The 26,903-nt window shown below is 67.6% G+C and carries 24 protein-coding genes; 16 read left to right on the top strand and 8 right to left on the bottom strand.

The features are described from left to right. The first annotated feature begins 43 nt into the window (after positions 1 to 43). The 4 genes from ACFRAU_RS19605 to ACFRAU_RS19620 all read left to right on the top strand — a co-directional run bounded on the left by ACFRAU_RS19605 (position 44) and on the right by ACFRAU_RS19620 (position 4,528). Positions 44 to 823: a demethylmenaquinone methyltransferase gene (locus ACFRAU_RS19605; RefSeq protein ID WP_175305009.1), complete on the top strand. Its 780-nt coding sequence runs from the start codon at positions 44 to 46 to the stop codon at positions 821 to 823. A 4-nt stretch (positions 824 to 827) separates the two neighbouring features. Beyond that, the gene (locus tag ACFRAU_RS19610) at positions 828 to 2,162 is read left to right on the top strand and encodes a geranylgeranyl reductase family protein (protein ID WP_378001141.1); all 1,335 of its coding nucleotides are present in this window, start codon (positions 828 to 830) and stop codon (positions 2,160 to 2,162) included. Positions 2,163 to 2,171: 9 nt separating this feature from the next. Then, a complete protein-coding gene (locus ACFRAU_RS19615) occupies positions 2,172 to 3,272 on the top strand; it encodes a polyprenyl synthetase family protein (protein WP_377995350.1) in 1,101 nt (366 codons plus the stop codon). Positions 3,273 to 3,706: 434 nt separating this feature from the next. Further along, positions 3,707 to 4,528 carry an endonuclease domain-containing protein gene (locus ACFRAU_RS19620; protein ID WP_378001142.1) on the top strand — a complete coding sequence of 274 codons (822 nt, stop codon included), beginning with the start codon at positions 3,707 to 3,709 and terminating at the stop codon, positions 4,526 to 4,528. Between the two features lie 110 nt (positions 4,529 to 4,638). Here the strand turns inward: ACFRAU_RS19620 and ACFRAU_RS19625 are convergent, their stop codons facing one another. Together ACFRAU_RS19625 and ACFRAU_RS19630 are read right to left on the bottom strand one after the other, a co-directional pair. Then, the gene (locus tag ACFRAU_RS19625; RefSeq protein ID WP_377995352.1) at positions 4,639 to 5,061 is read right to left on the bottom strand and encodes a hypothetical protein; all 423 of its coding nucleotides are present in this window, start codon (positions 5,059 to 5,061) and stop codon (positions 4,639 to 4,641) included. A 14-nt stretch (positions 5,062 to 5,075) separates the two neighbouring features. Then, a complete protein-coding gene (locus ACFRAU_RS19630) occupies positions 5,076 to 5,747 on the bottom strand; it encodes a trimeric intracellular cation channel family protein (protein ID WP_378001143.1) in 672 nt (223 codons plus the stop codon). Positions 5,748 to 5,807: 60 nt separating this feature from the next. On the opposite strand from ACFRAU_RS19630, the gene ACFRAU_RS19635 reads away from it, so the two are divergent. The 9 genes from ACFRAU_RS19635 to ACFRAU_RS19675 all read left to right on the top strand — a co-directional run bounded on the left by ACFRAU_RS19635 (position 5,808) and on the right by ACFRAU_RS19675 (position 15,924). Then, a complete protein-coding gene (locus ACFRAU_RS19635) occupies positions 5,808 to 6,608 on the top strand; it encodes a sirohydrochlorin chelatase (RefSeq protein ID WP_378001144.1) in 801 nt (266 codons plus the stop codon). 145 nt (positions 6,609 to 6,753) lie between these two features. Then, positions 6,754 to 8,493 carry a nitrite/sulfite reductase gene (locus ACFRAU_RS19640; RefSeq protein ID WP_378001145.1) on the top strand — a complete coding sequence of 580 codons (1,740 nt, stop codon included), beginning with the start codon at positions 6,754 to 6,756 and terminating at the stop codon, positions 8,491 to 8,493. Further along, positions 8,490 to 9,206 carry a phosphoadenylyl-sulfate reductase gene (locus ACFRAU_RS19645; RefSeq protein WP_378001146.1) on the top strand — a complete coding sequence of 239 codons (717 nt, stop codon included), beginning with the start codon at positions 8,490 to 8,492 and terminating at the stop codon, positions 9,204 to 9,206. Before ACFRAU_RS19640 ends, ACFRAU_RS19645 begins: the two co-directional genes overlap by 4 nt. Then, positions 9,203 to 10,150: a sulfate adenylyltransferase subunit CysD gene (gene cysD / locus ACFRAU_RS19650; RefSeq protein WP_378001147.1), complete on the top strand. Its 948-nt coding sequence runs from the start codon at positions 9,203 to 9,205 to the stop codon at positions 10,148 to 10,150. The genes ACFRAU_RS19645 and cysD overlap by 4 nt, the downstream gene beginning before the upstream one ends. Further along, positions 10,151 to 11,572 (top strand): sulfate adenylyltransferase subunit 1, encoded by a 1,422-nt coding sequence (locus ACFRAU_RS19655; RefSeq protein ID WP_378001148.1) that lies wholly within the window; start codon positions 10,151 to 10,153, stop codon positions 11,570 to 11,572. 135 nt (positions 11,573 to 11,707) lie between these two features. Further along, positions 11,708 to 12,874 (top strand): RtcB family protein, encoded by a 1,167-nt coding sequence (locus ACFRAU_RS19660; RefSeq protein WP_378001149.1) that lies wholly within the window; start codon positions 11,708 to 11,710, stop codon positions 12,872 to 12,874. Between the two features lie 126 nt (positions 12,875 to 13,000). Continuing rightward, on the top strand, positions 13,001 to 14,155 hold the full coding sequence (locus tag ACFRAU_RS19665) for an ABC transporter substrate-binding protein (protein WP_378001150.1): 1,155 nt from the start codon (positions 13,001 to 13,003) through the stop codon (positions 14,153 to 14,155). A 55-nt stretch (positions 14,156 to 14,210) separates the two neighbouring features. Next, positions 14,211 to 14,936 (top strand): ABC transporter ATP-binding protein, encoded by a 726-nt coding sequence (locus tag ACFRAU_RS19670; RefSeq protein ID WP_377995361.1) that lies wholly within the window; start codon positions 14,211 to 14,213, stop codon positions 14,934 to 14,936. Continuing rightward, complete coding sequence (locus ACFRAU_RS19675; protein ID WP_378001151.1) at positions 14,926 to 15,924, top strand: ABC transporter permease; 999 nt, start codon at positions 14,926 to 14,928, stop codon at positions 15,922 to 15,924. The genes ACFRAU_RS19670 and ACFRAU_RS19675 overlap by 11 nt, the downstream gene beginning before the upstream one ends. Positions 15,925 to 16,009: 85 nt before the next feature. Here ACFRAU_RS19675 and ACFRAU_RS19680 read toward each other — a convergent pair whose 3' ends face one another. Next, positions 16,010 to 18,067, bottom strand: a complete 2,058-nt coding sequence (locus tag ACFRAU_RS19680; RefSeq protein WP_378001152.1) for a hypothetical protein — start codon at positions 18,065 to 18,067, stop codon at positions 16,010 to 16,012. A 327-nt stretch (positions 18,068 to 18,394) separates the two neighbouring features. On the opposite strand from ACFRAU_RS19680, the gene cobA reads away from it, so the two are divergent. Both cobA and ACFRAU_RS19690 read left to right on the top strand, forming a co-directional pair. Then, positions 18,395 to 19,666, top strand: a complete 1,272-nt coding sequence (gene cobA, locus ACFRAU_RS19685; RefSeq protein WP_378001153.1) for a uroporphyrinogen-III C-methyltransferase — start codon at positions 18,395 to 18,397, stop codon at positions 19,664 to 19,666. 101 nt (positions 19,667 to 19,767) lie between these two features. Further along, positions 19,768 to 21,234, top strand: a complete 1,467-nt coding sequence (locus ACFRAU_RS19690; protein ID WP_377995365.1) for an FAD-dependent oxidoreductase — start codon at positions 19,768 to 19,770, stop codon at positions 21,232 to 21,234. Between the two features lie 75 nt (positions 21,235 to 21,309). Here ACFRAU_RS19690 and ACFRAU_RS19695 read toward each other — a convergent pair whose 3' ends face one another. The 5 genes from ACFRAU_RS19695 to ACFRAU_RS19715 form a co-directional block, all read right to left on the bottom strand. Beyond that, entirely contained in the window at positions 21,310 to 21,798 is a 489-nt protein-coding gene (locus ACFRAU_RS19695) for an SRPBCC family protein (protein ID WP_378001154.1), read from the bottom strand. A gap of 2 nt (positions 21,799 to 21,800) precedes the next feature. Continuing rightward, the gene (locus ACFRAU_RS19700) at positions 21,801 to 22,628 is read right to left on the bottom strand and encodes a DUF1206 domain-containing protein (protein ID WP_378001155.1); all 828 of its coding nucleotides are present in this window, start codon (positions 22,626 to 22,628) and stop codon (positions 21,801 to 21,803) included. A gap of 80 nt (positions 22,629 to 22,708) precedes the next feature. Next, positions 22,709 to 22,999 (bottom strand): hypothetical protein, encoded by a 291-nt coding sequence (locus ACFRAU_RS19705; protein ID WP_377995368.1) that lies wholly within the window; start codon positions 22,997 to 22,999, stop codon positions 22,709 to 22,711. A 142-nt stretch (positions 23,000 to 23,141) separates the two neighbouring features. Beyond that, on the bottom strand, positions 23,142 to 23,822 hold the full coding sequence (locus ACFRAU_RS19710; RefSeq protein WP_377995369.1) for a FadR/GntR family transcriptional regulator: 681 nt from the start codon (positions 23,820 to 23,822) through the stop codon (positions 23,142 to 23,144). A 6-nt stretch (positions 23,823 to 23,828) separates the two neighbouring features. Continuing rightward, entirely contained in the window at positions 23,829 to 25,097 is a 1,269-nt protein-coding gene (locus ACFRAU_RS19715; protein WP_378001156.1) for a CynX/NimT family MFS transporter, read from the bottom strand. Between the two features lie 141 nt (positions 25,098 to 25,238). On the opposite strand from ACFRAU_RS19715, the gene ACFRAU_RS19720 reads away from it, so the two are divergent. Further along, on the top strand, positions 25,239 to 26,900 hold the full coding sequence (locus ACFRAU_RS19720; protein ID WP_378001157.1) for a CHAD domain-containing protein: 1,662 nt from the start codon (positions 25,239 to 25,241) through the stop codon (positions 26,898 to 26,900). The last annotated feature ends 3 nt before the right edge of the window (positions 26,901 to 26,903 follow it).

Raw genomic sequence — 26,903 nt, forward strand, 5'->3', positions numbered from 1 at the left:
GGCCGTGTCACGGAGCCTGCTGAACTTTTGAGACAATGTCATGGTGAACCGAGCATCCTTGGATAAGCGTCCGGACGAAGTAGCCACGATGTTTGACGACGTCGCACCCAAATACGACGTCGTCAATGATGTCCTCTCGATGGGGCAGACGCGCCGGTGGCGCAAGGTTGTGGTCGAAGCCATGGACGTCCGGGCCGGCCAGCGGGTGCTGGACCTGGCCGCCGGAACGGGCACGTCCAGCGAGCCATATGCCGATGCCGGCATAAACGTGGTGGCCTGCGACTTCTCCCTCGGCATGCTCAAGGTGGGCAAGCGCCGCCGCCCTGACATCGACTTCATCGCCGGGGACGCCACCAACCTGCCCTTCGCCGACAACACCTTCGACGCCAGCACCATCTCCTTCGGCCTGCGCAACGTCAACGAGCCCAAGAAGGCGCTGGCCGAGATGCTCCGGGTGACCAAGCCGGGCGGCAAGCTGGTCATCGCAGAGTTCTCCCAGCCCGTCGTTCCGCTGTGGCGCACCATGTACACCGAGTACCTCATGCGGGCCCTGCCGGCCATCGCCACCAAGGTCTCCTCCAACCCGGACGCCTACGTCTACCTCGCCGAGTCCATCCGCGCCTGGCCGGACCAGGACCACCTCGCCGCGTGGCTGCAGGACTCCGGCTGGCAGGACGTCACCTACCGCAACCTGAGCGGCGGCATTGTGGCCGTCCACCGCGCCCACAAGCCCCTCACCGGCAACGGCTCGGCGGAAGCCATCGCCGCCCACACCGGCCCGGTGGCCAAGCTGCGCCGCAACCTCCCGCGGACCGCCCGCTGACACTGTGAAAGTACTGATTGTTGGCGCGGGTCCCGCCGGATCCACCGCCGCGTATTACCTTGCCAAAGCCGGCATCGATGTCACGGTCCTGGAAAAGACCAGTTTCCCGCGCGAAAAAGTGTGCGGCGACGGGCTCACCCCGCGGGCCGTCCGGGAGATCCAGAAGCTCGGCCTGCCCCACCCCGAGCACGACGGCTGGCGCCGGAACAAAGGACTGCGCCTGCTCGCCGGCGGCCGCAGCCTCGAACTGCCCTGGCCGGAGGTGTCCGATTTTCCGCAGTACGGCCTGATCCGGACCCGCCTCGGCTTCGACGAGGAACTCGCCCGGCACGCCCAGGCTGCCGGCGCCACCGTCCTGGAACGCCACAGCGTGACCGAGGCGCTGCGCGGCGATGGCGGCCGGGTGACAGGCGTGCGCGCAGCGCTCCTGGACGAGTCCGGACGGAAGACGGGGGAGACGCTCGACTTCAGTGCCGACGTCGTCCTCGCCGCCGACGGCAACTCCACCCGCACCGCCGTCTCCCTCGGCATCCGGAAGCGCGACGACCGGCCCCTGGGCGTGGCCGTCCGCACCTACTTCACCTCGCCGCGGCACGACGACGACTGGATGGAAGGCTGGCTGGAGCTTCCCGGCCGCGACGGCAAGCTCCTGCCCGGCTACGGCTGGGTGTTCGGCGTCGGCGACGGCACGTCCAACGTGGGCCTCGGCATCCTCAACTCGTCCAGGGAATTCGGCAAGCTCGACTACAAGCAGGTGCTCCGCGAATGGACCGCCGGCATGCCCGCCGAGTGGGGCTTCACGCCGGAGAACCAGGTGGGGGAGATCCGCGGCGCCGCCCTGCCCATGGGCTTCAACCGCACCCCGCACTACTCGCCCGGCCTGCTGCTCCTCGGCGACGCCGGCGGCATGGTGTCCCCGTTCAACGGTGAGGGCATCTCCTATGCCATGGAGTCCGCCCGCTTCGCGGCCGAGTTCATCATTGACGCTTCGGGGCGGGTCGCTTCCGGCGGCTGGAACGCGTCCGACGCCGACACCCGGCTCGCCGGGTACGCGGACTATGTGCGCGGACAGTGGGGATCCCACTTCACGCTGGGGCGTGCCTTCGCGGCGCTGATCGGCAAGCCCGTAGTCATGAAGCTCGCGCTGCGGACGGGGATGCCCATTCCGGTGCTGATGCGCTTTGTGGTCCGGCTGCTGGCCAACCTGACCGACCCGTCGGCCAGGGGCTTCGAGGACCGCGTGATCCGCGTGCTCGAACTGCTGGTTCCGGCCACCTCCAACACCTCCGCCCTTGCCCCCTCCGGCTCCAAATCAGCGGTTTCCGCAACAAAAAGTTAGGGTTAACCCGTGACCAACTCCGCGAACCACAGCTGGACGCACGCCGGGCACGGCCTGCCGGACTCCGAACCCAGCCTCAACACCACCGCCATCGCCACCGGACTGCAGCTGCCGGCAGGCTTCGCGGCCATCGCGGGGGACCCCGACCTGGGTCCTGCCATCACCACCAACCTGGCCCGGGTGGAGAAGAAACTCCGCGAAGCGATCGCCAACTCCGACCCCCTGGCTGACGCAACGTCGCGTCACCTCGTGGAAGCCGGCGGCAAGCGCATCCGCCCCCTGCTGACCCTGCTCTGCGCCCACCTGGGTGACGCATCGCTGCCCGCCGTGGTGCAGGCCGCCGTCGTGGTTGAGCTGACCCACCTGGCCACCCTGTACCACGACGACGTCATGGACTCGGCGCCCTTCCGCCGCGGCGCCCCCACGGCGCACGAGGTCTGGGGCAACTCCGTGGCCGTCCTCACCGGAGACCTCATCTTCGCCCGCGCGTCCATCCTCGTGTCCGAGCTCGGCTCCCGCGCGCTCGGCATCCAGGCCCGGACCTTCGAGCGGCTGTGCCTCGGCCAGCTGCACGAGACCGTCGGGCCGCGCCCGGACGAGGACCCGGTGGATCATTACCTGTCCGTGATTGCGGACAAGACCGGTTCGCTGGTGGCGGCCTCCGGCCAGTTCGGCGCCATCTTCTCCGGCGCCGACGAGGCCTACGAGAACGTCCTGGTGGAGTACGGCGAGAAGGTGGGCGTCGCGTTCCAGCTCGCCGACGACGTCATCGACGTTACGGGAGTCAAGGTCAAGTCCGGCAAGTCCCCGGGCACCGACCTGCGCGAAGGCGTGCCCACTCTTCCCGTGCTGCTGCTCCGCAACGCCGCAGCGGCGGGTGACCAGTCCGCCGTCGAACTTCTCAAGCTGATCGACGGCGACCTGTCCTCGGACGAGGCCCTCGCCGAAGCCGTCGCCGGGCTGCGCGAGCACCCGGTCACTGCCGAGTCCTGGGTGGTGGCCCGCGCGTGGGCGGCCGACGCCATCGCCGCGCTGGACCCGCTGCCCGAGGGCGTTGTCAAGGCCTCGCTGTCCAGCTTCGCGCACGCCGTGGTGGACCGCGCCAGCTAGTTTTTCGCCAGCCATTTTGGGCCCGGCGCCGATGAGGTGCCGGGCCCTTCTGGCTTAACTGGCTTGCGCTTGACGGGCTTACTTGACCTGCTTAAACGGAACGGCCCCGGTTCTGCGCAGCGTCACGAGTCATACGCTGCGCGGAACCGGGGCCGTCTCTCCGTTCGCATCAAATCCACCGGAGGCATTCAGTGGATCCGAGAAACACTCTATGACAGCTTTGTCACATCTCCAAAATCCCCTGTTAACCAGCGTGTCATACGCCGCGGGCTGCCGGTTTTCCCCATCTTTGGCCGCCGATGCCGCGCCGCGCCCGGCGTGTTGCCGGGACTCGCCGCCGCCCTGCCCCAAAGCCGGGGAATTTCAGCAGCCGGTTGTCCACATAGGCGCATCCGCGGGTGTACGGGCAATCCGGGAATGGCTGTGCTGGACACATGGAACTCACTTCGTACCTCAGGCACGTCGGCTCCGTGGCGCGGATATCAACCCTGCTCGGAGCGGGATTCTCGGAGCGGGAGATCAGGAACGCCGTCGCCACGGGGGAGATCGGCCGGCTTCGCCACGGGGTTGTGGCCCTTCCGGGTGCGGCCCCGGACGCGCTGGCTGCGGTGCTGGGCAACGGGCTCCTCACCTGCGCCTCGGCCACCGCGCACCACAGAATCTGGCGCCTGCACGAACCTGTCCGAGTGCATCTGCTCTGCCGGCACGGGACAGCCAAGGGCGTCGTGACGCACCGCAGCTCAGTGGTGCCACAGGATTTCCCGTGGCCCGTGGCCGGGCTGACGGATACGTTGCTTCACGCTCTAAGGTGCCTGCCGGCGCTGGAGGCCGCCGTCGTCGTCGAAAGCGCCCTGCGACAGGGGCGGACCACCTTGCCCTATCTGCGGGAAAGGCTGCCGGGAAACCGGAACGGGGTTGCCCGCCAAGTGCTGGAACTCGTGGACGGAACGGCGGATTCCCCCATCGAGGTGGTGGCGCGGCTGATGTTTCGCGCGCACGGCATCTATACCGAGACCCAGGTGGAGTTGCCGGGGATCGGCATCGTGGACTTCCTCTTGGAGGGATTCCTGATAGTCGAACTGGATGGCATCACGCACTTGGAACCAGCCCAGGTGAAGAAGGACCGGCGCAGGAACAATGCCAGCACCCTGGAGGGCTATGCGGTGCTCCGTTACGGCTACCGTGACGTGGTCTACAACCCCCAGAAGGTCATCGACGAGGTGTGGCAGGTGCTCCGCGGCCGCGTGGTGCGCTGAAATTCCCCACGTTTGAAACCGAAACCCCGACCCGGCACGGCGTTTCCGCGCAACACGCCGCACCCGGGCCCCAAACGTGGTGGAATTCCGCGGGGGAAGCCAGGGAAGGGTTAGTCCTCGTCGTTGAAGGCCCAGTCGAACATGTCGAAGACGAACTCCGAGAACGTGCCTTCCTCGCTCTTCCACTGGCCGCGGGCGTTGTTCCGGCGGTACACGATGGGGTCCGGAACGCTCAGGTCGCCGGTGCGGAAGCCCCAGGTGAAGTTTTCTTCCTCGTCCTCGAGGAACATGAGGAAACCTTCGTCGTCCACTTCGAGTTCCTCAGGGTCCCAGAAGTAGTGGTAGGCCTCCATAAGGTCCTCGCACCCGCCGAGCGCCAGGTAGAACTCGCGCAGCACCAGGGGGATGGTGAACTGGTGATCGGAGAGCTCCGCGTCCAGTTCTTCGGCGGACAGCCCGTCCTCTTCCTGCCATTCGTCTTCGAGATACTTCGGAACAAGCGCACGGAACTTCTCGAGGAACATGTCAGTCATGGCTCTTATCCTAGCTAATCCCGGCCCCTCGAATTCCCCGGTTCCAGACCCAGCCGGTGCCACCCGCGGACGGCCAGCGGAATGCGCCACGAGCGGCGCCAGGCCACCACCCGGAACACGAAGACCAGGGCCGCCACGGCGCACGCCGAGAAAGGATTGAAGGCCCCCAGAACCCACAGGATCGTGGTGAGCGCAGCGCCCGTGAAAGCCGGCAGCGCATAGAGGTCCCGGGCGTCGAACAGCTGGGGCACCTCGTTGGCGGTGATGTCGCGCAGGAGCCCGCCGCCCACCGCCGTCGTGACCCCGAGCAGCACGGCAGCGACGGGATTCATTCCCAGGGACAGGGCCTTGAGCGTGCCTGTGATGCAGAACAGGGCCAGGCCGGCGGCGTCGAACAGGGTGAGGAGCGAGGTGTAGCGCTGGACGCTGGAGAACAGGTAGTACACCAGTCCGGTGGCCAGCAGCGGCGGCACCAGATATGCCGGATTGGTGAACGCGGCGGGCGGGCCGGAATTGAGGATGATATCGCGGATCACGCCGCCGCCCAGCGAGACCAGGGAGGCGAGCAGGAGGGACCCGATGACGTCGAACTGCTTCCGCGCGGCGAGCAGCGATCCGGAGACCGCGAAAAAGAAGATGCCGGCCAGGTCCAGCCATGCCAGGGCGATGTCAAAAGAGAATGTCATGGAGCGTCCCGGCATATTTCAAGGGGCGGACAGTGCAACTCCAACGTTACGCTAGCCCCTATGAATAGCCCGATCCTGATCGCCTGCGCCCATGGGACCTCCAACGCGCAGGGAGCCGCCGAGGTCAACGCCCTCCGTGACGCCATCGCCGCGCTGCGCCCGGGGCTCGACGTCCGCGAGGCATATGTGGACGTCCAGCAGCCCGATCTGGTGGACGTGGTGGCCGGGCTCCCCCGGGACCCCGCCGCTTCCGCACCGGCGGCCGACGGCGGTGCTGCCGCCGGCAGCTCGACGCACGCCTCCGCCGTCGTCGTGCCTTTGCTGCTCAGTGTTGGCTATCACGTGAAGGTGGACATTGCAAAGGCTGTTAAGAGCCGGCCGGGCACGGCGGCCGCGGCGCCGCTGGGACCCGACCCCCGCCTCGCCGCCCTGCTCGACCAGCGGCTGCGGGAGGCCGGTGTTACGGACAACGACGCGGTCGTCCTCGCCGCCGCGGGCTCCTCCAACCCGAACGCCGCGGTCAGCGTCGAGAAGCTGGCCGAACAACTGCGGACTCTCCGCTCCAACCGGATTGTGCCCGCGTATGGCGCCTCGGCCAAGCCGTCGGTGCCGGAAGCCGTGGCCATGCTGCGCGAGGAGGCAGCCGGCGGTGCCGGTGCAGGGGAGTCTGCCGGCGGCGTGAGCGTCGGTGGCCGCGTGGTGGTGGCCTCGTACCTTCTGGCGCCCGGCTTCTTCCACGACCAGCTCGCCAAGGCCGGGGCGGACCTGGTGACCGAACCGCTGCTGCCCTCGCCGGTGCTCGCGGAGATCGCCCTGGAACGTTACGACACGGCGCTGGCGGCCCACGCCGTCACGTCCTGAAAAGCGCCGAAAAACGCAGCCGCGGAAAGCACAGCCGGCGGCGCCGTTCAAGGCCTCCCGGCGAGTCATGACGAAATGTTTCCTTAGGTGACTTAGCATTTCCGGGCCTTTGTGACGTTTTTCGGGGCGGCTCTACAGTCGATGCATGACTGATACAGCTCTAGCCGGAGCGTCCACGGACAAGCCCGCGCGACCCGCCCGTGCCTCCCGACCCGCCGCCAAGCCTCACGGCCAGTGGAAGGTGGACGGAACCACCCCGCTTAACGCCAACGAAACCTGGAAGCAGGAAGACGACGGGCTCAACGTCCGCGAGCGTATCGAGTCCATCTACGCCAAGGAAGGCTTCGACGCCATTCCCGGCCAGGACCTGCACGGCCGCTTCCGCTGGTGGGGCCTGTACACGCAGCGCAAGCCCGGGATCGACGGCGGCAAGACCGCAACGCTGGAGCCGCACGAGCTCGAGGATAAGTACTTCATGCTCCGCGTCCGCATCGACGGCGGCGCGCTGACCACCGAGCAGCTGCGCGTCATCGGCCAGATCTCCGTGGACTTCGCGCGGGACTCCGCCGACCTCACGGACCGCCAGAACATCCAGCTGCACTGGATCCGCGTGGAGGACATCCCCGAGATCTGGCGCCGCCTTGAGAGCAACGGCCTGTCCACCACCGAGGCCTGCGGCGACGTTCCGCGTGTCATCCTCGGCTCCCCGGTGGCCGGCATCGCCAAGGACGAGATCATCGACCCCACCCCGCTCATCGCCGAGCTGGGTGAGCGGTTCATCGGCAACCCGCTGCTGTCCAACCTGCCGCGCAAGTACAAGACCGCCATCACCGGCCACCCCAGCCAGGACGTGGTGCACGAGATCAACGACTTCGCCCTCGTCGGCGTCAAGCACCCCGAACTCGGCATCGGCTACGACCTCTGGGCCGGCGGCGCACTGTCCACCAACCCGATGCTCGGCAAGCGCCTCGGCGCCTTCGTCACGCCCGAGCAGGCCGCCGACGTATGGCTCGGCGTCACCAGCATCTTCCGTGACTACGGTTACCGCCGCATGCGCACCAAGGCGCGCCTGAAGTTCCTCATGGCCGACTGGGGTCCCGAGAAGTTCCGCCAGGTCCTCGAGGACGAATACCTCGGCTACAAGCTGGCCGACGGTCCCGCCGCGCCCAAGCCGTCCACCCCGGGCGACCACGTGGGCGTGCACGAGCAGAAGGACGGCAAGTTCTTCATCGGCGCCACCCCCATTGCCGGCCGCCTCTCCGGCGCGCAGCTCGTGAAGCTCGCGGACACACTCGAGGCCCGCGGCTCCTACCGCCTGCGCACCACCCCGCACCAGAAGATCGTGGTGCTGGACGTGCCGAAGGACGAGGTGGAGCCGCTGGTGGCCGAACTCGACGCCCTGGGCCTGTCCGCCCGCCCGTCCGTGTTCCGCCGCGGCACCATCGCCTGCACCGGCATCGAATACTGCAAGCTGGCCATCGTGGAAACGAAGGTCACCGCTGCGACGGCCGTCGCCGAACTGGAACGCCGCCTGGCCGACCTCGCAGACAGCGGCCAGCTCCCGCAGGCCCTGTCGCTGCACATCAACGGCTGCCCCAACTCCTGCGCCCGCATCCAGACCGCGGACATCGGACTCAAGGGCATGATGCTCCCCACGCCCGACGGCGACCCCACCCCGGGTTTCCAGGTCCACCTGGGCGGCGGGCTGGCTTCCACCGACCGTGAAGAGGCCGGCCTGGGACGCACCGTCCGCGGCCTGAAGGTCTACGTCGCGGACCTGCCTGACTACGTCGAACGGGTAGTCCGCAAGTTCGTCGCCGACCGCGCCGAGGGCCAGACCTTCGCCGAGTGGGCCCACGCAGCTGACGAGGAGGCACTCCAGTGACCCCGGTCCAGTCCCAGCGTTCCCACGACGAGCTGAAGGCCCTGGCCGAGGCCGGCGCCGCCGAGCTCGGCTGGGATGCTCCGGCCCGCGACGTCATCGCCTGGGTCGAGCGCAACTTCGATATGCCCGCCGTCGCCGTCGCCTGCTCCATGGCAGACGCCGTCCTGCCGGCACTGGTCGCTGACCAGCTTCCCGGCGTCGACGTCCTGTTCCTGGAGACCGGCTACCACTTCCCGGAAACCTACGCCACGCGTGACGAGGTGGCCGCGAACCTCCGCGTCAACGTGGTGGACGTGCTCCCCGAGAACACCGTGGAGCAGCAGGACCGGCTCCTGGGCAAGGACCTGTTCGCCCGCGACGCCGCCCAGTGCTGCGCCCTCCGCAAGGTGGCCCCGCTGCGCCGCACGCTCTCCGGCTACGAACTCTGGTTCACCGGCGTCCGCCGCGACGAGGCCCCCACCCGCACCAACACTCCGCTGGTGACGTGGGACGAGGCCAACGGCCTGGTCAAGGTCAACCCGATGGCCGCCTGGACGTTCGACCAGCTGGTGCAGTACTCCGACGACAACCTCCTGCCCGTCAACCCGCTCCTGTCCCAGGGCTACCCGTCCATCGGATGCCAGCCCTGCACCCGCAAGGTAGCTGCCGGCGAGGACCCCCGCGCCGGCCGCTGGGCAGGAACCAACAAGACAGAATGCGGACTACACGTATGAGCACTTTCCTAACTGAGGAGACCACCCTGGTGACCGACGCAGCTGCCTCAACGCGCCTCTCCAGCCTGGACACCCTCGAATCCGAAGCGATCCACATCATCCGCGAGGTTGTGGCCGAGTTCGAGAAGCCGGCACTGCTGTTCTCCGGCGGCAAGGACTCCGTGGTCATGCTGCACCTGGCCACCAAGGCGTTTTGGCCGGGCAAGGTTCCCTTCCCCGTGCTGCACGTGGACACCGGCCACAACTTCCCCGAGGTCATTGACTTCCGCGACCGGACCGTCGAACGGCTGGGACTGAAGCTCGTCGTCGGCTCCGTCCAGGAGTTCATTGACCGCGGCGAACTCGCCGAGCGCGCCGACGGCACCCGCAACCCGCTGCAGACCGTCCCACTGCTGGACGCCATCCAGTCCAACAAGTTCGACGCCGTCTTCGGCGGCGGCCGCCGGGACGAGGACAAGGCCCGCGCCAAGGAGCGCATCCTGAGCCTGCGCGACGAGTTCGGCCAGTGGGACCCGCGCAACCAGCGGCCCGAGCTGTGGAACCTGTACAACGGCCGCCACACGGTTGGCCAGCACGTGCGTGCGTTCCCCATCAGCAACTGGACCGAGCTGGATGTGTGGCGCTACATCGAGCGCGAAAACATTGAGCTGCCGGGCCTGTACTACGCCCACGACCGCGAGGTCTTTGCCCGCGACGGCATGTGGCGCGCGGTGGGCGAGGTGTCCCAGCCGCTGCCGCACGAGGAAGTGATCACCAAGACCGTCCGCTACCGGACCGTCGGCGACATGTCCTGCACCGGCGCCGTCGAATCGGCTGCCGCCACGGTGCGCGACGTCGTCATCGAAGTTGCCGCCTCCACCATCACCGAGCGTGGCGCCACCCGTGCGGATGACCGCATCTCCGAGGCCGCCATGGAAGACCGCAAGAAGGATGGCTATTTCTAAATGAGCACCGAAATCGATACGGCCCGCGCGGCCGCCCTTCTTGACGAGGCCCCCCTCGCGTCCGCCTCGCTGTTCCGCTTCGCCACCGCCGGATCCGTCGACGACGGGAAGTCCACCCTGGTGGGCCGCCTCCTGCACGACTCCAAGGCGATCCTCGCCGACCAGCTCGACGCCGTGGCCCGCACCTCGGCTGACCGCGGTTTTGGCGGCGCGGCCGGCGGCATCGACCTGGCACTGCTGACCGACGGCCTGCGCGCCGAGCGCGAGCAGGGCATCACCATCGACGTCGCCTACCGCTACTTCGCCACGGACCGCCGCAGCTTCATCCTGGCGGACTGCCCCGGGCACGTGCAGTACACCAAGAACACGGTGACCGGCGCGTCCACCGCGGATGCCGTCGTCGTACTCATTGACGCCCGCAAGGGTGTCCTGGAGCAGACCCGCCGGCACCTGTCCGTGCTGCAGCTGCTGCGCGTGGCGCACGTGATCGTGGCCGTGAACAAGATCGACCTGGTGGACTTCAGCGAGAGCGTGTTCCGCGAGATCGAGGCCGACGTGCAGCAGGTGGGCCGCGAGCTCGGCCTGGGCTCCGACGGCATTGCCGACCTGCTGGTGGTTCCGGTTTCCGCGCTCGACGGCGACAACGTGGTGGAGCGCTCGGAGCGCACCCCCTGGTACACCGGCCCGGCGCTGCTCGAGGTGCTCGAGACGCTGCCCGCCGCCGACGAACTCGAAAGCCACCTGGAGAGCTTCCGCTTCCCCGTGCAGCTGGTGATCCGGCCGCAGGGCGCGCTGGCACCTGACGCTGTTGCCGGCGGGCTGGATGTCGAGGAATACCGCGACTACCGCGCCTACGCCGGGCAGATCACCGAGGGCTCCGTGAAGGTGGGGGACCAGGTGAGCGTGCTGACCCCCGGCCAGGACCCGCGCACCACCACGGTCACCGGCATCGACTTCGCCGGCGCCTCGCTGGAGGAAGCCACCGCCCCGCAGTCCGTGGCAATCCGGCTGGCCCACGAGTTCGACGTCGCCCGCGGTGACACCATCGCGGCCGCCGGCACCGTCCGTGAAAGCTCGGCCGACCTGTACGCCCAGCTGTGCTGGCTGTCCCCGAAGCCGCTCCGCGAGGGCGCCAAGGTGCTGGTCAAGCACGGCACCCGCACCGTGCAGGCCCTGGTCCGCAGCGTCAACGGCAAGCTGGACCTGGCCACCTTCAACCTCGAAGGCGCCACCAGCCTGGAGCTCAACGACATCGGGCACGCGCAGCTCCGGCTCGCCGCCCCGCTGCCGCTCGAGAACTACCTGCACCACCGCCGCACGGGTGCGTTCCTGGTGATCGACCCGCTCGACGGCAACACCCTCGCCGCCGGCCTGGTCAAGGACCACCCGGGCGACCACGAGGACGAGCGCTACTCGATCTGATTGCACTGAGGTCGCCGGAAACGTGCGAGATCGCCGCAAATTTTGCGGCGACTTCACACGCTTCCGGCGATTTCGCTGTTTCCGGGCCTTGTCGCCCTCCGCCCGGCCCACCATTATCAAGAGTGGGAGGCGAGCATGGAAACCATCACCAGCCGGCTCATCAACTGGGCGTCGATCCTGGACGACAAGACCCGTCAGCAGGCCCTGACCACCTCCCGCCTGCCCTTCATCTACCCCCATCTGGCACTGATGCCGGACGCGCACCTGGGCAAGGGCGCAACGGTGGGGTCCGTCATCCCGACGCTCGGCGCGATCATTCCGGCCGCCGTCGGGGTGGACATCGGCTGCGGCATGATCGCGGTGCGGACCCAGTACACCCTCCAAGAGCTGCCGAGGGACCGGAAGCCGCTGCGGGAGAGCATCGAGCGCGCCATCCCGCTGTCCGCCGGCCACAACAACCACAGAGTGACGGCTACCGCGGAGCCACGCATCGCCGAACTGCACCGACGGGCCGAGAAGGCCGGATTCAACCCCGCGCAGTACGTGGCGAAATGGGACCTCCAGCTTGGCTCGCTGGGCTCCGGCAACCACTTCATCGAGGTCTGCACCGACGAGACCGACGCCGTGTGGCTGTTCCTGCATTCCGGCTCACGGGGCGTCGGCAACAAGATCGCCCAGCACCACATCGAGGTGGCGCAAGGAGTGGCCCGCGACAAGCACATCAGCCTGGAGGACCGGGACCTCGCGTATCTGGAGGAGGGTACGCCGCAGTTCACGCGGTACATCAAGGAGTTGCGCTGGGCCCAGCACTTCGCCCTCCTGAACCGCGAGGAAATGATGGACCGTGTGATCCGGCAGTTCAGCGACTGGGTCGGCGGAACCGTCAAGGAGACGGAGCGGATCAACTGCCACCACAACTTCACCCAGCAGGAAACGCACTACGGGAAGTCCGTCTGGGTGTCACGCAAGGGCGCCATCAAGGCGGAAGTTGGCGACCCCGGACTGATTCCCGGGTCCATGGGGACGGCGTCCTACGTCGTGGAAGGGCTCGGCAACACGGCTTCCCTGAACTCCTCGCCGCACGGAGCCGGCCGGGAGTATTCGCGTACTGCTGCGCGCAAGGCCTTCTCGCTGGCCCAGCTGAAGGAGGCCATGCACGGGATCGAGTTCCGGGCCACCGAGGCGTTCATCGACGAGATCCCGGCGGCCTACAAGCCCATCGACCAGGTCATGCGTGACGCCGCCGATCTGGTGAAGGTGCGGCACCGGCTGCGCCAGCTGGTCAATGTCAAGGGGGATTAGCCCCGAAATTTCACGGGCCCGCGGGCAGGCGGATTTTTGTGGCTGAATGTGACGTTGCATGAACCTGCGTGACCCCGGGTTTCCGCTCCGTTGAACCCCGTTTATGCCAGTCCCTATGGTGAATCCATGAGTACTTCCAGGCCGGGCATGATCCGCATTGTGGCCGGCGAAAGCCAGACGCCCAAGCGCCGCCGCACCCTGGAAGTCGCGCTGGCCGTCGGCCTCGTCCTGCTGATCAGCGTGGGAGCGATTGTGGCGTCGGCGGTGGCCCGGGATTCCAATGCCTCGGCGGCCCCTGACGCAGCGGGCACCCCCGCGGCCGAGCTGAAGCTGGGCTACTTCGGGAACATCACCCACGCCCCGGCGCTGGTCGGCGTGAAGCAGGGCTTCATCGCCAAGGAGCTCGGCGGCACCAAGCTGAGCACGCAGGTGTTCAACGCCGGTCCGGCCGCTATCGAGGCACTGAACGCCGGCGCGATCGACGCCACCTACATCGGCCCGAACCCGGCCATCAACTCGTTCGTCAAGAGCAAGGGCGAATCCATCAGCATCATCGCCGGGGCGGCCTCCGGCGGCGCGCAGCTGGTGGTCAAGCCGGAGATCAAGACCGCGGCTGACCTCAAGGGCAAGACCCTCGCCTCGCCGCAGCTCGGCGGCACCCAGGACGTGGCGCTTCGCGCCTGGCTTGGCAAGCAGGGCTACAAGACCAACACCGACGGCGGCGGGGACGTTGCGATCAACCCCACCGAGAACGCCCAGACCCTGAAGCTGTTCCAGGACGGCAAGCTCGACGGCGCGTGGCTGCCTGAGCCGTGGGCTTCCCGTCTGGTGCTCCAGGCCGGCGCGAAGGTCCTGGTGGACGAGAAGGACCTGTGGGACGGTTCGCTGACCGGCAAGCCCGGTGAGTTCCCCACCACCATCCTGATCGTGAACAGGAAGTTCGCCGCGGAGCACCCGCAGACCGTGGAGGCCCTGCTCAAGGGCCACGTGGAGGCCGTGAAATGGCTGAACGATACTCCGGCCGCCGAGAAGGCCGCCGTCGTCAACGCTGCCCTCAAACAGGATGCCGGCAAGGCACTGGCGCAGAACGTCATCGACCGTTCGCTGAAGAACATCGTGTTCACGGTGGACCCGCTGGCCGGAGCGTATAAGAAGCTGCTGCAGGACGGCGTGGACGCCGGCACCACCAAGCAGGCCGACCTCAACGGCCTCTTCGACCTCCGGGCGCTGAACACAGTGGCCACGGAAAAAACCACAGCTGCAGGGCTGGGCCAGGACTAGTCCGGCCCGCATCTGCACCGCCGCATTTAACGCACCACGAACAAAGGACGGGACCATGCCAGTCGTACTGGAAAACCTGGGCAAACGCTTCGGCGAAGGCGCCCCGGTGCTGGACGACGTCAACGCCACCATCGGCAAGGGCGAATTCGTCGCCCTCCTCGGTGCGTCAGGCTGCGGCAAATCCACCCTGCTGAACATCATGGCGGGACTGGAACTCCCGACGTCGGGCGCCCTTGAGGTGCCCAGCGACGGCGCCGCCTTCATGTTCCAGGACTCCGCCCTGTTCCCGTGGCTCACCGCCCGTGAAAACGTGGAGCTGGCGCTGAAGCTGCGCGGGCTCGGCAAGGCCGAGCGGCGGGTGAAGGCCGAGGAACTGCTGGACCTGGTTCACCTGGCCGAAGCTGCGGACCGGCGTCCCCACGAGCTGTCCGGCGGCATGCGGCAGCGCGTGGCACTGGCCCGCTCGCTCGCGCAGGACCGCCAGCTGCTCCTCATGGATGAGCCGTTCGCGGCCCTGGACGCCATCACCCGCGACCTGCTGCACGACGAACTCGAGCGCATCTGGAAGGAAACCGGACGCACCATCGTCTTTGTGACGCACAACGTCCGTGAAGCCGTCCGGCTGGGCCAGCGCGTCCTGCTGCTGTCATCCCGGCCCGGCCGTGTGGTGCAGGAATGGGAAGTCACCGAAGAACACCGTACCGACGCCGGTCTTGCCGGACAGCTGACCGGGGTCATCACCGCCCGGCTGCGAGAGGAGATCCGCCGCCATGCCAAGTAACCCATCTCCCGTGGCCGAGTCGCCCGAAACGACCGAGTCCCCGCTGGTCGAGGCCGTCGAGACCAAGGTTTCGACAGGCTCAACCAACGAATCCACGAAGGTCCACGCCGCGCTGACCCGGTCCTCCACGGGCTCGGCGGACCTGCGCGAACTGGAATCCGGGCTGGACTCGCTGCAGTCGGACGCGGTCCGCAAGGCCCGGGTTGACTGGAGCCGCGTCCTGCTGCCGGTCGCCGCCGTCGTGGTGCTCATCATCATCTGGCAGTTCTACGTCTCGCTGGGCATCAAGCGCCGCGACCAGGTGCCCGGCCCCATGGATGTGCTGGAGCAGTTCGGCACGCTGTGGGCCGAGGGATCGCTGCAGGAGGCCGTCTGGACGTCGCTGCAGCGCGGCCTCCTGGGGTTCCTGATCAGTGTCGCGATCGCCACCCCGGTCGGGCTGCTCCTGGCTCAGGTGGCTCCGCTGCGCAGGGCGTTCGGTCCGCTGATTTCGGGCCTTCAGGTTCTGCCGTCTGTTGCGTGGGTGCCGGCCGCCATCATCTGGTTCGGTCTCACCGACGCCACGGTGTACTTCGTGGTGTTCATGGGCGCCATCCCGTCGATCATCAACGGCCTGATCTCCGGCGTGGACCAGATCCCGCCGCAGTACCGCAGCGTGGGCACCGTCCTGGGCGCCTCGCGGCTGCAAATGGCCGTGCAGATCATCCTTCCCGCAGCACTTCCGGGCTACCTCAGCGGACTCAAGCAAGGCTGGGCCTTCTCCTGGCGTTCGCTCATGGCCGCGGAAATCATTGCGGTGGGCGGTACCATCGGCTTCGGCCTCGGCTCCATGCTGAACCAGGGCCGCGACCTCGCCGACATGACCATCGTGATGTCCGCGATCCTCCTGATCCTGGCCGTTGGCATCCTGATCGAGCTGCTGGTGTTCGCGCCCATCGAGAAGCGCCTGCTCCAGCGCCGCGGCCTGCTCGCAGGCAGCACCCGCTAGCACCTCAGACTGAACCCGAAAGCCCGACGGCGACTCCCGCCGTCGGGCTTTCTGCTAACCGAAGGTCAGCCGCGGATCTTTGCCACTACTGAGCCAGTGTCCCGCAGCCGTGGACTTCGAAGCCCTTCGCCCAAGAGGGGATGGTTACGTCAATCCATGCGGACCCGAAGTAGTTGTCATAGATGTCATTAAGGGTTCCGCCGAAGCCGGTCAACAGCGCCATGTAGCAGGAATCACCGGTGCCATAGCCGTAATAGTCCCCCGGCAGGATGTCGATACCTACCCGGTAGATTCCATCTTTGGTGATGCTTGTGGCCCTTGCCCCGGTGGACGGAACGGTGGTCCAGGCGCCACAGCCACGGGTCTCGAAACCGACGTCACCGGGAAGGATCTGCACGTAGGCGACTCCTGAACCGACGTAATTCGCCTTGATGTCACTGACGTTTCCCGAGAACCCGCGAAGCCGTGCCCAGTAGCAGAAGGATCCGCCGGTGGACTTGTACAACCCCGGCTTGATCTGTGTTCCCACCCGGTATGTGCCGTCGCCGCGAAGCACCGTCACAGCCCAGACCGGCAGCTTCAGTGCCGGGCTCATCGTGACCCGGGTGTCCGAGTAGATCAAGCTGGCGGATACGCGGACCGTGATGGACCGGCCGTTGTCCGCGGCGGTGAGGCGGTAGGTGCGGTAGCGCGCGCCGTAGATGGCGGCACCGTTGCGGTACCACTGGTACGCGTAGGCCGACGGCGCGGGGGAGTAGGTCCCGACGTTGGCCGTGAGGACAGACCCCAGGGAAGTCCCGCCGGTAATCCTCGGCGCGGTCTTCAGGTTGATCAGTGCCCTGCCGACAGTAATTGCGCCGGTGGAGACAGACCGTGTTGCATAGCCGGGCTTGGAAACCGTGACCTTCACGTTCACCCGTGAGCCGATGTAGCTCGGGTTGAAGTACAGCGCGTACCCGGTGCCGCCCCTGACTGCTACGCCGTTCCTGTACCACTGGTAACGGATTGTGGTGCCGGCCGGCCAGCCCTGCGAGACCTTAACGGTGTTGCCGTAGCGGTGGGTTCCCACCACGGTCAGGGGCTTGGTGGCAACAATGGTCCCGGCCGCAATGGTGCGTGCGGCGGAGAAGCGGTCAACCGTGACGAAGCCGGCTTTGGTTGCCCGCACCCGCACCTTGAGGGCCTTCCCGTAGTCGGCCGCGGAAGTGGTGTACGTGCGGCCGACCGCGCCCGCGATGGCCGCCGTTCCGCGGTACCACTGGTAGGACAGCACGGCACCGCCGGGAGCCCACGTTCCTGCGTTCGCCGTCTGCACCTGGCCCACGCGGGCGGTTCCGCTGACGGTGGGCACGGGTGCGGTTACGAAGGTCGCGGAGACTCCGGTGACCTGGGTCGAGGACAGTTCCACCGTGGTGAAGCCAGGAGCGGACACGGTCACTTTGGCCCACAGCTTCTGTCCGACATCGGCGGCCGTGACTGTGTAACGCGAGGTTGTGGCCGATCCGATGGCCAAAGCACCGCGGAACCACTGATAGGCCAGAGCTCCCTGGCTGGCAGAGTTATCCCACTGCGGAGTGCTCAAAGACAGCAGCTGGCCGACGGCGGGCTTGCCGGCAACGGCGTTGCTCCAAACAACCCCCGTGAAGGCGGCCGGGCGTACAGTGACAGCCGCGGCTGCCGCTTCGGTTCCGGGAGACTGGGCATCCGACGACGCCACGACAGAGAGCTGGACGCTCTTGCCGGCCATGGACGGGACGATGCTCAGGACATCGGCCTCGCCGACGGCATGACCCTGGGTCTGGACGGCAACGCCGTCGACGATCCAGCTGTACTGGATCCAGCCTGCGTTGTCGCTCCACTGACCGCCCGTGGACGTGAGGGTGCCGCCGACGACGGGGTCCCCCTCAATAACCGGAAGGCTGGTGTTTTCAGGGGCGGCCGGTGCCACTTCCGTGGGCACCGTTTCCGCTGGTGTTACCTCGGCAGGCGGTACTTCCGCGGGCGCAGTTTGGGTGGGTGCCGCCTCTGTGGGCGTCACTTCCGCAGGGACTGTTTCCGTCGGAGTGGTTTCGGCTGCTGGCTGTGTTTCCGTTGGCAGGTCAGACGGAGCCGGTGCGGGCTCCGTGACAGTGCCTGTTTCCATCGGCAGCGCCTGTGCTGCCGGAGCCATCAGGAGTCCGGCAAGCAAGGCCATGCTGCCGGCTGTGGCAATGCTCCTGGTCAGAAGACCAGGGCGCGTCCGCGTACGGATATTTTCGTGCAGAGACAATTGTCCCCTTCCCCCATGTTGAGACCGATCGGAGATCCCGATCCCAGTTATTGTAGGGCCGGTCACAGACATTTTTTTGGCCGCGCATTTCGCTTCGGACGGCCCCGAAGGTTTTGTCGCAATGTGACGCAGCGTTACCTTGCGTGAACTGGTGTTTCCGCGCCATTGGTCGGTCCCGTAACACAGCCCTACCGTTGATTCATGGCAATTCAGGACATATACCCGACGGCGCTGCGTCTCCTCGGCCGCCCCGTCCTGGTGGTGGGCGGCGGACGCGTTGCTGCGCGCCGCGCGAAGGGCCTGCTCGACGCCGGTGCCCGCGTCACCGTCGTTGCCCCGGACGCCACCGCCGCGCTCCGCGAACTCGCCGACGCCGGCCTTCTCACCTGGGAGCCCCGCACCTACCGCTCCGACGACGTCGACGGCGTCTGGTTCGTTCAGACCGCCACCGGCGATCCCGCCGTGGACACCCGAGTAGCTTCGGACGCCGAGGCACAGCGTGTCTGGTGCGTCAACGCCTCCGACCACGAGACCTCCGCCGCCTGGACGCCCGCCGTCGCCGTGGTGGACGACGTCAAGATCGCCGTCAACGCCGGGGGAGACCCGCGCCGTGCCATGGCCCTGCGCGACGCCGTCGCCACCGCCCTGGAATCCGGCGACCTGCCGCTGCGCCGCCGCCGGGCCCACCGGGGATCGGTCGCCCTTGTCGGCGGCGGCCCCGGCGACACCGGCCTCATCACCGTCCGCGGCCGCCGGCTGCTCGGCCAGGCCGACGTCGTGGTCGCCGACCGCCTCGGCCCCCGCGAACTGCTCAACGAACTTGCGCCGGACGTCCGCGTCATCGAGGTCGGCAAGACCCCCGGCCACCACCCCGTGCCGCAGGCCGAAATCAACCGGATCCTGGTCGAAGAGGCGCTGCAGGGCCACCGCGTGGTGCGCCTCAAGGGCGGCGACCCCTACGTCCTGGGCCGCGGCGGCGAGGAAGCCGAATTCTGCCGCCAGCACGGCGTTGAGGTGGAAGTGGTTTCCGGAGTGACCTCCGCGATCTCCGTCCCGGCGGCCGCCGGCATCCCGGTCACGCACCGCGGCCTGGCGAAGGGTTTCAGTGTGGTCACCGGCCATGAGGAGCTGTCCGAGGTCCCGGCCCGCGCCGACCACACCGTTGTGCTCCTCATGGGCGTCGGCCAGCTGCGCGAATCCGCGGCCGCCCTCGGCAACGCCGGCCTGCCCGGTGACACGCCAGTTGGTATTGTGGAAAACGGCTACCTGCCGGACCAGCGCGTCACCATCGGCACCCTCGGCACCATCGCCGACCAGGCCGAGGCCGCCGGCGTCGCCAATCCTGCAGTGATCGTCATCGGTGACGTTGTCCGCGTCAGCCCCTTCGCGCCGTCGCACTTCAAAACCGCCGACTACAGCACCACCAGCCCCAACAGACCCCGCACCAGCACCACCCGCGTTCTCACCCCCTAGCCCCCGAGTCCCAACTAGCTGGCAGTTGTTGTCGTTATGAGCCCTCAAAACGACAACAAATGCGAGTCAGTTGGGCGGGACCGAAGAAAAGGAACACAGCCGTGTCAACCACCACCACCGTAGGAACCGCCGCCCGCCCGTTGCGCGTGGCCGTCATCGGATCCGGCCCGGCCGGCGTCTACGCAGCGGACATCCTCACCAAGAGCGAGGCCGTCAAGAGCGGCGAGCTGACCGTGAGCATCGACCTTTTCGACCGCTACCCGGCACCCTACGGCCTGATCCGCTACGGTGTGGCCCCGGACCACCCGCGCATCAAAGGCATCGTCAACGCCCTGCACAAGGTCCTGGACCGCGGCGACATCCGCTTCTTCGGCAACGTCGACTACGGCACGGACATCTCCATCGAGGACCTGCGCGCGCACTACGACGCCGTCATCTTCGCCACCGGCGCCATCAAGGACGCCGACCTGAACATCCCGGGCATCGAGCTGGACGGTTCCTACGGCGGCGCGGACTTCGTGTCCTGGTACGACGGCCACCCGGACGTGTCCCGCGAATGGCCGCTGGACGCCACGGAAATCGCTGTGATCGGCAACGGCAACGTGGCCCTCGACGTGGCCCGCGTCCTCTCCAAGCACGCGGACGATCTCCTGGTTTCCGAGATCCCGGACAACGTCTACGCCGGCCTGAAGAACTCGCCCGTCACCGACGTCCACGTCTTCGGCCGCCGTGGCCCCGCCCAGGTCAAGTTCACCCCGCTGGAACTGCGCGAGCTGTCCCACTCCAAGGACGTGGACATCATCCTGTACCCGGAGGACTTCGAGTTCGACGAGGAATCCGACCGCCAGATCCAGAGCAACAACCAGACCAAGACCATGGTCGGGACGCTCACCAACTGGATCGCCGAGCAGCCCGAGGACGTCTCCGAGCTCAAGGCCTCCCGCCGCCTGCACCTGCACTTCCTGCACAGCCCGGTGGAAATTTACGACGACGCCGAGAACCCCGGGCGCGTCAGCGGCATGAAGTTTGAACGCACCGAACTGGACGGCACGGGCAACGCCCGCGGCACCGGCGAGTACGTCGACTACCCGGTCCAGGCCGTCTACCGTGCCATCGGCTACTTTGGCTCCGCCCTGCCGGAGATCGAGTTTGACCACAAGAAGGGCGTCGTCCCGAACGCCGGCGGCCGCGTCCTGGACGCCTCCGGCGAGCACGTCCCGGGCATCTACGCCACCGGCTGGATCAAGCGCGGACCTGTCGGCCTGATCGGCCACACGAAGGGCGATGCCCTCGAGACTGTGACGTTCCTGCTGGAAGACCGGGAGAACCTGCCGGTTGCCGAGGCACCCGCTGCCAGCGCAGTCGTCGACCTGCTCGAAAGCCGCGGCGTGGAGTACACCACCTGGGAAGGCTGGCTGGCACTGGATGCCCACGAGCTCGCCCTGGGCGCCGAGGCCACCGCTGCCGGCGGCTCGCACGGCGTTGAGGTTGTGCGTGAGCGCATCAAGGTGGTGCCGCGTGAGGACATGGTTTCCATCTCCCGCGACGGGATCGCCGCCAGCGTCTAACTGCTGATGCAACGTGGGCCCACACGCGCAGGTTTCCCTGCGGGTGTGGGCCCACGGTGTTTTAATCTCCGGTCGCTAAGCTCCAGCACCCCCGGCGGCCATGAGCTCGAGTCGCTGCAGGGTTTCGCGGTTGCGCACCGTGATGAGCGGATCCCGCAGGACCTTGGGAACGGCCAGGCCCGGGCCGCGGACAGCGTCCTCGATCATCGTGACCCTGCACTGCCCACCGAGGTCTTCGATGGTCAGGATCACCTTGGCCTCGCCGATCGGCCAGCCGCGCGCGATCAGTTCCAGCCGGCGCTCCGGTTCCGCCGCCGTCACCTTGGTTGAATCGTTGATGAGCAGCGGCCAGGCGCCCACGGAGTGGTGAAGCAGGGCACCGACTTCCGGCCAGCGCGCATCCACGTCGCGGATTCGCGAGGCACCCACCACCCAGCCGGAATAGAGCCAGCCGTCCGCTATCACTCGCCAGACTGCCGAAGCCGGTGCATTGAAAACCTGCGTGACGGTTGACATGGTGTTCCTTTCGTCGGCGGGCCCCCGGCGCCGGGAGGCTGCGTTCATGGCTACATCCTGCCGAACTTTGACCGGACCAGGGCGAAAATTCCGTAGCAAATAAAGCCGGCACCGATGGCAAACAGCAGGTAGGGCCCGTACTCGTGGTCGCGGAGGGCCTTCAGGCTGCCGTCGAGGCCGGTGGATTCGTCGGGGGTGTGCTTGGCGGCAGCGATGGTGAAGAGCAGGCCAGCGAGGAACAACGCGATGCCTTTGGCCACGTGCCCGGTCACACCCAGGGAATCGATAAGTTTGCCCCGGCGGGTACCGTCAAAGTGGAAGAGCTCCTCCTTGAAGCCGCGCCGGAGGCCCTTCACCACAAAGTAGATGCCTACGCCGATGACGGTGAGGCCCAGGGCGCCGAGGATGACTCCGCCCAGGGGATTGGTGAGCAGGGCCGCGCTGACGTCCCTCGTGGACTCGCCGGAGTCACCGCGAAGCCCCACCGCAAAGCCGCCGAAACTGAGCCCGACGCTGCCGTACGCAATCGCGAGGAAGCCGGAGGAGATCAGCTTCCCGATCCGTTCCCCCCGGGGCAGATGGCGGGCCCGGAGGGTCGCCTCGCTCAGTTGCCAGAGCGAGAGGCCCGCACAGCCGACCATGCCGGCCCACATGAGTGCCGGGCCCCAGGGATTGGCTGCCAGCTGTTCGATGGCGCCGGTGGGCTCGGCCTCGCCGGGATGCCCGAAGGCCAGGGCAATAGCGATGGCGCCCACGATGATGTGCAGCAGGGCCATGACAGCGAAACCGGAACGCGCGACGACGTCGAGCGCCTTGGTGTTCGATGCAGCCTCCGCGGCGTCGGCCGCCTCGCTGATCGTTGAGTCGTTGTCCGTCATGCCCTCCGGTTCGCCGTTCCCGCCTTGCCGTCCTGCGTTTTACCCGGCTTTGCGCCGCGCTGCGTGCAGCCACCTGCGGTTTAGCCGTTCATCGGCCCTTCCGCGTGGATGCGCTCAGAGCCCTCACCCACGAGTCTTACCGTGCAACGCACCACGAGGTCGTCGGGTGCCGTCTCGATGTCGACGAGCGCGTCGCCCGCGCTGAGGACGGTGAATACTTCCGAGCCGGCGTCGACGTCGAAGCCCTTGCTCTTGGCGGCCTGCGTTGCGTTCGCCAGCGCCTCGCCCTTCAGCCCGTCTACATAAGCCTGGTCGTCCTCGCGCTCGGAGTCGCCGAATGCCCAGCCGAAGAGTGTTCCTGATGATCCCATGGCCTTGATTTTACGCACAGAACCGTTGATATTACGGGGTACCGTAACGTTAGTAAGTGTGCTTACCATGTTGCACCCGCCATTCGAGCCGTGGTCCGGCTCATCGGCCAACAACGGACGACGGCGGCCGGGCGTAAGCCCGTTATTCCTGCAGCCACTCCGAGCACGAGTTGAGGTTCCGGTGCACGCTGGCCACGGCGGCGTCGCCGTCACGTGCTTCGACGGCATCCACGAGCTCGCCATGGCCCGCGTCCGGCAGGCCGTTGAAGCCGGGGCGCAGGTGCTGCTTGAGCAGGTCGGCGTGGAACACGTCGCCGAAGCTGACATACAGCTCGTGCAGGAGGGGGTTGCCGGACGCCTGCGCCAGCCGCTCGTGGAAGCCCCAGTCCGCGCGCGCCCAGCCTGCGTAGTCTTCGGCGTTCCAGGCAGTGTCACGTTCGGTGAGCAGCGCGCGCATGGCGGCGACGTCGTCGGCCGTTGCATGCCGGGCGGCGAGGCGGGCAGCCTGCGTGTCCAGCCCCACGCGGACCTCCAGGATGTGCTCGTTTGTGTGTTCCTTGTAGAGTCGGCGGGCGGCTCCGGAGATTTCGCTGGTGGCGCGGACGTAGGTCCCGTCGCCGCGGCGGACCTCGAGCATGCCGCTGTGGGCCAATGCCTTGACCGCTTCGCGGAGCGTCCCGCGGGACACGCCCAGGCCGGACATGAGCTCGGTCTCCGAGGGTATGCGCTGCTGCAGCGGCCACTCGCCGGTCTGGATCATCCCGCGCAGTTTGGCGGTGACTTCGTCCGCCAGCGGCTGGCGGTGCGACGTGCTGAGGGTCATGGCGTCCTATTCTTCCATTCCGGTGGCGCTGGTTCCGGCCGTGCCCGTGCCGGTCATGCTCACTCCCGCAGCCCGGCCGCTGCTGAGCAGGTGCGCCACGACGATCTGCACCAGGGCAATGACCAGGAGCAGGGCCAGCGGCAGCGTCCAGCTGCCTGTCGCACTGTGCAGCAGGCCCATGCCGAACGGCCCCACGGTGGCCAGGAGGTACCCGGTGGACTGCGCCAGCGTGGACAGGGCCGTGGTCTCTGCGGTGTTCCGGCCGCTGCGGCTGATGATCACCATCACCAGGGGGAAGATGCCCAGGCCGAAGCCCAGCAGTACCGCCGGGATGACGGCCAGTGAGACGGGAAGGAAAAGAAGCGTGGCAACGCCGGCCGTCATGGTCAGGGTGGCCAGGTAGACGGCGGGGCGCAGCATCCGCGGGCGGGAGCCGATGGCGATCAGCGTCATGCCGGCAGGGACCGAGACCAGCTGCATCACCCCGAACATGAGGGCGCTGTCCGCCGGGCTGAGGCCCATGGTGGTGAGCATGTACGGGAACCAGCTGAGCAGCGCGTAGGCGAGCAGTGCCTGCAGGGTAAAGATTCCGGTGAGCAGCAGCCCGGTCTTGGTGCGCAGCAGCGGCCACGGTGAGACGTGTCCGGCCGCCCTCCGGACGGTGTTGCGGTGGGCGTGCAGCGTCACGGGCAGGAAGCCCAGGAATGCGGACAGGGCGAGGATCCCGATGGTGCCCAGCCCTGCCGACGGCGACCCCAGCAGCTGCGACAGCGGAACCACGAGTACAGCCATGACGGTGGCGCCGCTGGTCATGGTCACCGTGTAGACGGCCGTCATGAGCGAGGTGCGCGCGGCGAAGTGCTCCCGGATGAAGGACGGCATGGACACGTTGCAGACAGCCAGGCCGGACATCCCCACCACCGTGCCAATCACCAGCATGCCGGTGGTGGGAATGCCCCGGACCAGCAGCCCGGCTGCCAGCATGCCGAGCGAGAGCAGGATGGCCTTCTCGACGCCGAGCTTCCCGGTCAGCCACGATGTCGCCGCTCCGGCCACGGCGAAGCACAGCGTCGGGATGGAAGGGATGAGCGAGGCGACCAGCGGCCCGTAGCCCAGAACCTGCTGCAAATCGTGCAGCAGGGCCGATGCGCCGGTGATCCCGGCCCTCAGGTTCAGGCCGATGAGCACCAGGGCAACAACACCGGCGACGACGGCGGTGCGCGGCTTGGCAGGGTGTGTGGCAGTGGTCGGGGGTGCTGAGGAAGTGGTCGCCATCCCTTAACGTTAGACGTTTGACGTTTGATGTCTAGAACTTTGTGGGGAAACTCTCGCGGACACCCCGGCCCGGGCATAGACTCAGGCCAGCAGGCGCATCGAGCGCAGCAACCCGGCAATGGGAAAGGACGCCGCCCAGCCATGACCGTCGAAGGCCTCGAAACGGAGAAGAAGTACGATGTCGACGACGGCTCGGTGTTGCCCGACCTTGCCGCCATCCCCGGTGTGGGCAGCGTGTCTGAACCACACGAAGCTGAACTTGAAGCCGTCTACTTCGACACGGAGGACCTGGTTCTCGCCTCCCGCCGCATCACCCTGCGGCGGCGCAGTGGCGGGGCCGATGCCGGCTGGCACGTAAAGCTGCCACCGGATCCAGCATCAGGGCCAGAGGAGGGGCCGGGACCGCGCCGGGAGATTCACGCCCCGCTCGGGCAGGCCGACGTCGTTCCGGAGAAACTGCTGGCCCACCTGCACGCCTACCTCCGCGGATCGGATCCCGTGCCCGTGGCCCGCCTGAACACCCGGCGCACTACCCGTGCGCTGTACGCGGACGACGGCGTGCACCTCGCCGACTTTGCCGATGACACGGTGGAAGCGGAGCTCCTTCATGGATCGGGTGGGAACCCGGAAGGCCAAAAGCAGCAGTGGCGGGAATGGGAACTCGAGCTGGTTCACGGCCAGCCCGGGGTGTTCAAGGCAGCCGGGGCGGTGCTGGCCGCGGCCGGTGCCCGGCCGTCAGCGCACGAGTCCAAGCTGCGGCGGGCACTGGGGGCGGCGGCGCCGACGGCCCCTGGCACTTCAGAACCTGAGGGCGCTGCCCACACTGACGGCACGGCAGTCACTGCCGGCGACGCGAAGCAGCCCGGCGGCAGGAAACCGGGCAAGAAGTGGCCGGCGTCCGCCGTCGTACGCGTATACCTGGCCGGGCAGATCAGCGAAATCCTGGCCAACGACGCCCGGGTGCGGCTGGAGGAGCCGGATGCGGTCCATGCCATGCGTTCGGCCATACGGCGCGTGCGGTCGGCGCTCGCGGTATACCGGAAGCTTTACGGCCAGGGCGCGGTGGGCAGGCTGCGCGACGAGCTCAAGTGGCTGGGCCAGATCCTCGGCACGCCCCGCGACGCCGAAGTCATGCTGGACCGGCTGCGGACGCACGCCGGGAAGCTGCCGCCGGGCGAGGCGGCCGACGACGTGAAACGGCGGATCGAGCGGGAACTGGGCACCAGGTTGGACGCCGGCTACCGCAAAACGCAGGAGGTGCTCCGGGCCGACCGCTACTTCCGCCTCCTCGACGACCTCGAAGATTTCCGTGACCACCCGCCGCTCCGACCGGCCGCTGCGGCACCCGCGCGCAAGGCCGCCCGTAAGCTGGTGGGCAAGTCGGCCAGACGGCTGCGCCGCGCCCACAAAGCGGCTGTGCGGGTCAAGGACGGGGCCGGTGAAAAGCCTGGCATGGAACTCAAAGATGCCACGGCGCACGAAACCGCGCTGCACCAGGTGCGGAAGGACGCCAAACGGCTGCGGCACGCCGCTGAAACCGTGGATCCCGTCTTTGGCCGGCGTGCCGCCAGGCTGGCCAAGGCGGCGCACAAACAGCAGACGATCCTCGGCGACCACCACGACGGCGTGATGGCGCGGATTTTCCTGGGGAAGCTCGCCGGTGGCCCCGACCTTCCGGAAACCCTGGACGCGGCCTACGCCTCGCTCCTGAAGCGGGAACAAAAGAGCGCCGCCAAGGCCGAAGCCAAGTACCGCAAGGCGCACCGGAAGTCCCGGAAGGCCATTCGGCGCGGAGTGGGATAGCAG

It is taken from the genome of Arthrobacter sp. NPDC056691, assembly GCF_042791415.1.
Classification (GTDB): domain Bacteria; phylum Actinomycetota; class Actinomycetes; order Actinomycetales; family Micrococcaceae; genus Arthrobacter.

Excerpts from the sequence above, each read along its gene's own strand:
- ACFRAU_RS19620 (WP_378001142.1), top strand. The coding sequence starts at position 3,707 with ATGGAACTCACTTCGTACCTCAGGCACGTCGGCTCCGTGGCGCGGATA.
- ACFRAU_RS19625 (WP_377995352.1), bottom strand. The coding sequence starts at position 5,061 with ATGACTGACATGTTCCTCGAGAAGTTCCGTGCGCTTGTTCCGAAGTAT.
- ACFRAU_RS19630 (WP_378001143.1), bottom strand. The coding sequence starts at position 5,747 with ATGACATTCTCTTTTGACATCGCCCTGGCATGGCTGGACCTGGCCGGC.
- ACFRAU_RS19635 (WP_378001144.1), top strand. The coding sequence starts at position 5,808 with ATGAATAGCCCGATCCTGATCGCCTGCGCCCATGGGACCTCCAACGCG.
- ACFRAU_RS19640 (WP_378001145.1), top strand. The coding sequence starts at position 6,754 with ATGACTGATACAGCTCTAGCCGGAGCGTCCACGGACAAGCCCGCGCGA.
- cysD (WP_378001147.1), top strand. The coding sequence starts at position 9,203 with ATGAGCACTTTCCTAACTGAGGAGACCACCCTGGTGACCGACGCAGCT.
- ACFRAU_RS19655 (WP_378001148.1), top strand. The coding sequence starts at position 10,151 with ATGAGCACCGAAATCGATACGGCCCGCGCGGCCGCCCTTCTTGACGAG.
- ACFRAU_RS19660 (WP_378001149.1), top strand. The coding sequence starts at position 11,708 with ATGGAAACCATCACCAGCCGGCTCATCAACTGGGCGTCGATCCTGGAC.
- ACFRAU_RS19665 (WP_378001150.1), top strand. The coding sequence starts at position 13,001 with ATGAGTACTTCCAGGCCGGGCATGATCCGCATTGTGGCCGGCGAAAGC.
- ACFRAU_RS19670 (WP_377995361.1), top strand. The coding sequence starts at position 14,211 with ATGCCAGTCGTACTGGAAAACCTGGGCAAACGCTTCGGCGAAGGCGCC.
- ACFRAU_RS19675 (WP_378001151.1), top strand. The coding sequence starts at position 14,926 with ATGCCAAGTAACCCATCTCCCGTGGCCGAGTCGCCCGAAACGACCGAG.
- ACFRAU_RS19680 (WP_378001152.1), bottom strand. The coding sequence starts at position 18,067 with ATGGAAACAGGCACTGTCACGGAGCCCGCACCGGCTCCGTCTGACCTG.
- cobA (WP_378001153.1), top strand. The coding sequence starts at position 18,395 with ATGGCAATTCAGGACATATACCCGACGGCGCTGCGTCTCCTCGGCCGC.
- ACFRAU_RS19695 (WP_378001154.1), bottom strand. The coding sequence starts at position 21,798 with ATGAACGCAGCCTCCCGGCGCCGGGGGCCCGCCGACGAAAGGAACACC.
- ACFRAU_RS19700 (WP_378001155.1), bottom strand. The coding sequence starts at position 22,628 with ATGACGGACAACGACTCAACGATCAGCGAGGCGGCCGACGCCGCGGAG.
- ACFRAU_RS19705 (WP_377995368.1), bottom strand. The coding sequence starts at position 22,999 with ATGGGATCATCAGGAACACTCTTCGGCTGGGCATTCGGCGACTCCGAG.
- ACFRAU_RS19710 (WP_377995369.1), bottom strand. The coding sequence starts at position 23,822 with ATGACCCTCAGCACGTCGCACCGCCAGCCGCTGGCGGACGAAGTCACC.
- ACFRAU_RS19715 (WP_378001156.1), bottom strand. The coding sequence starts at position 25,097 with ATGGCGACCACTTCCTCAGCACCCCCGACCACTGCCACACACCCTGCC.
- ACFRAU_RS19720 (WP_378001157.1), top strand. The coding sequence starts at position 25,239 with ATGACCGTCGAAGGCCTCGAAACGGAGAAGAAGTACGATGTCGACGAC.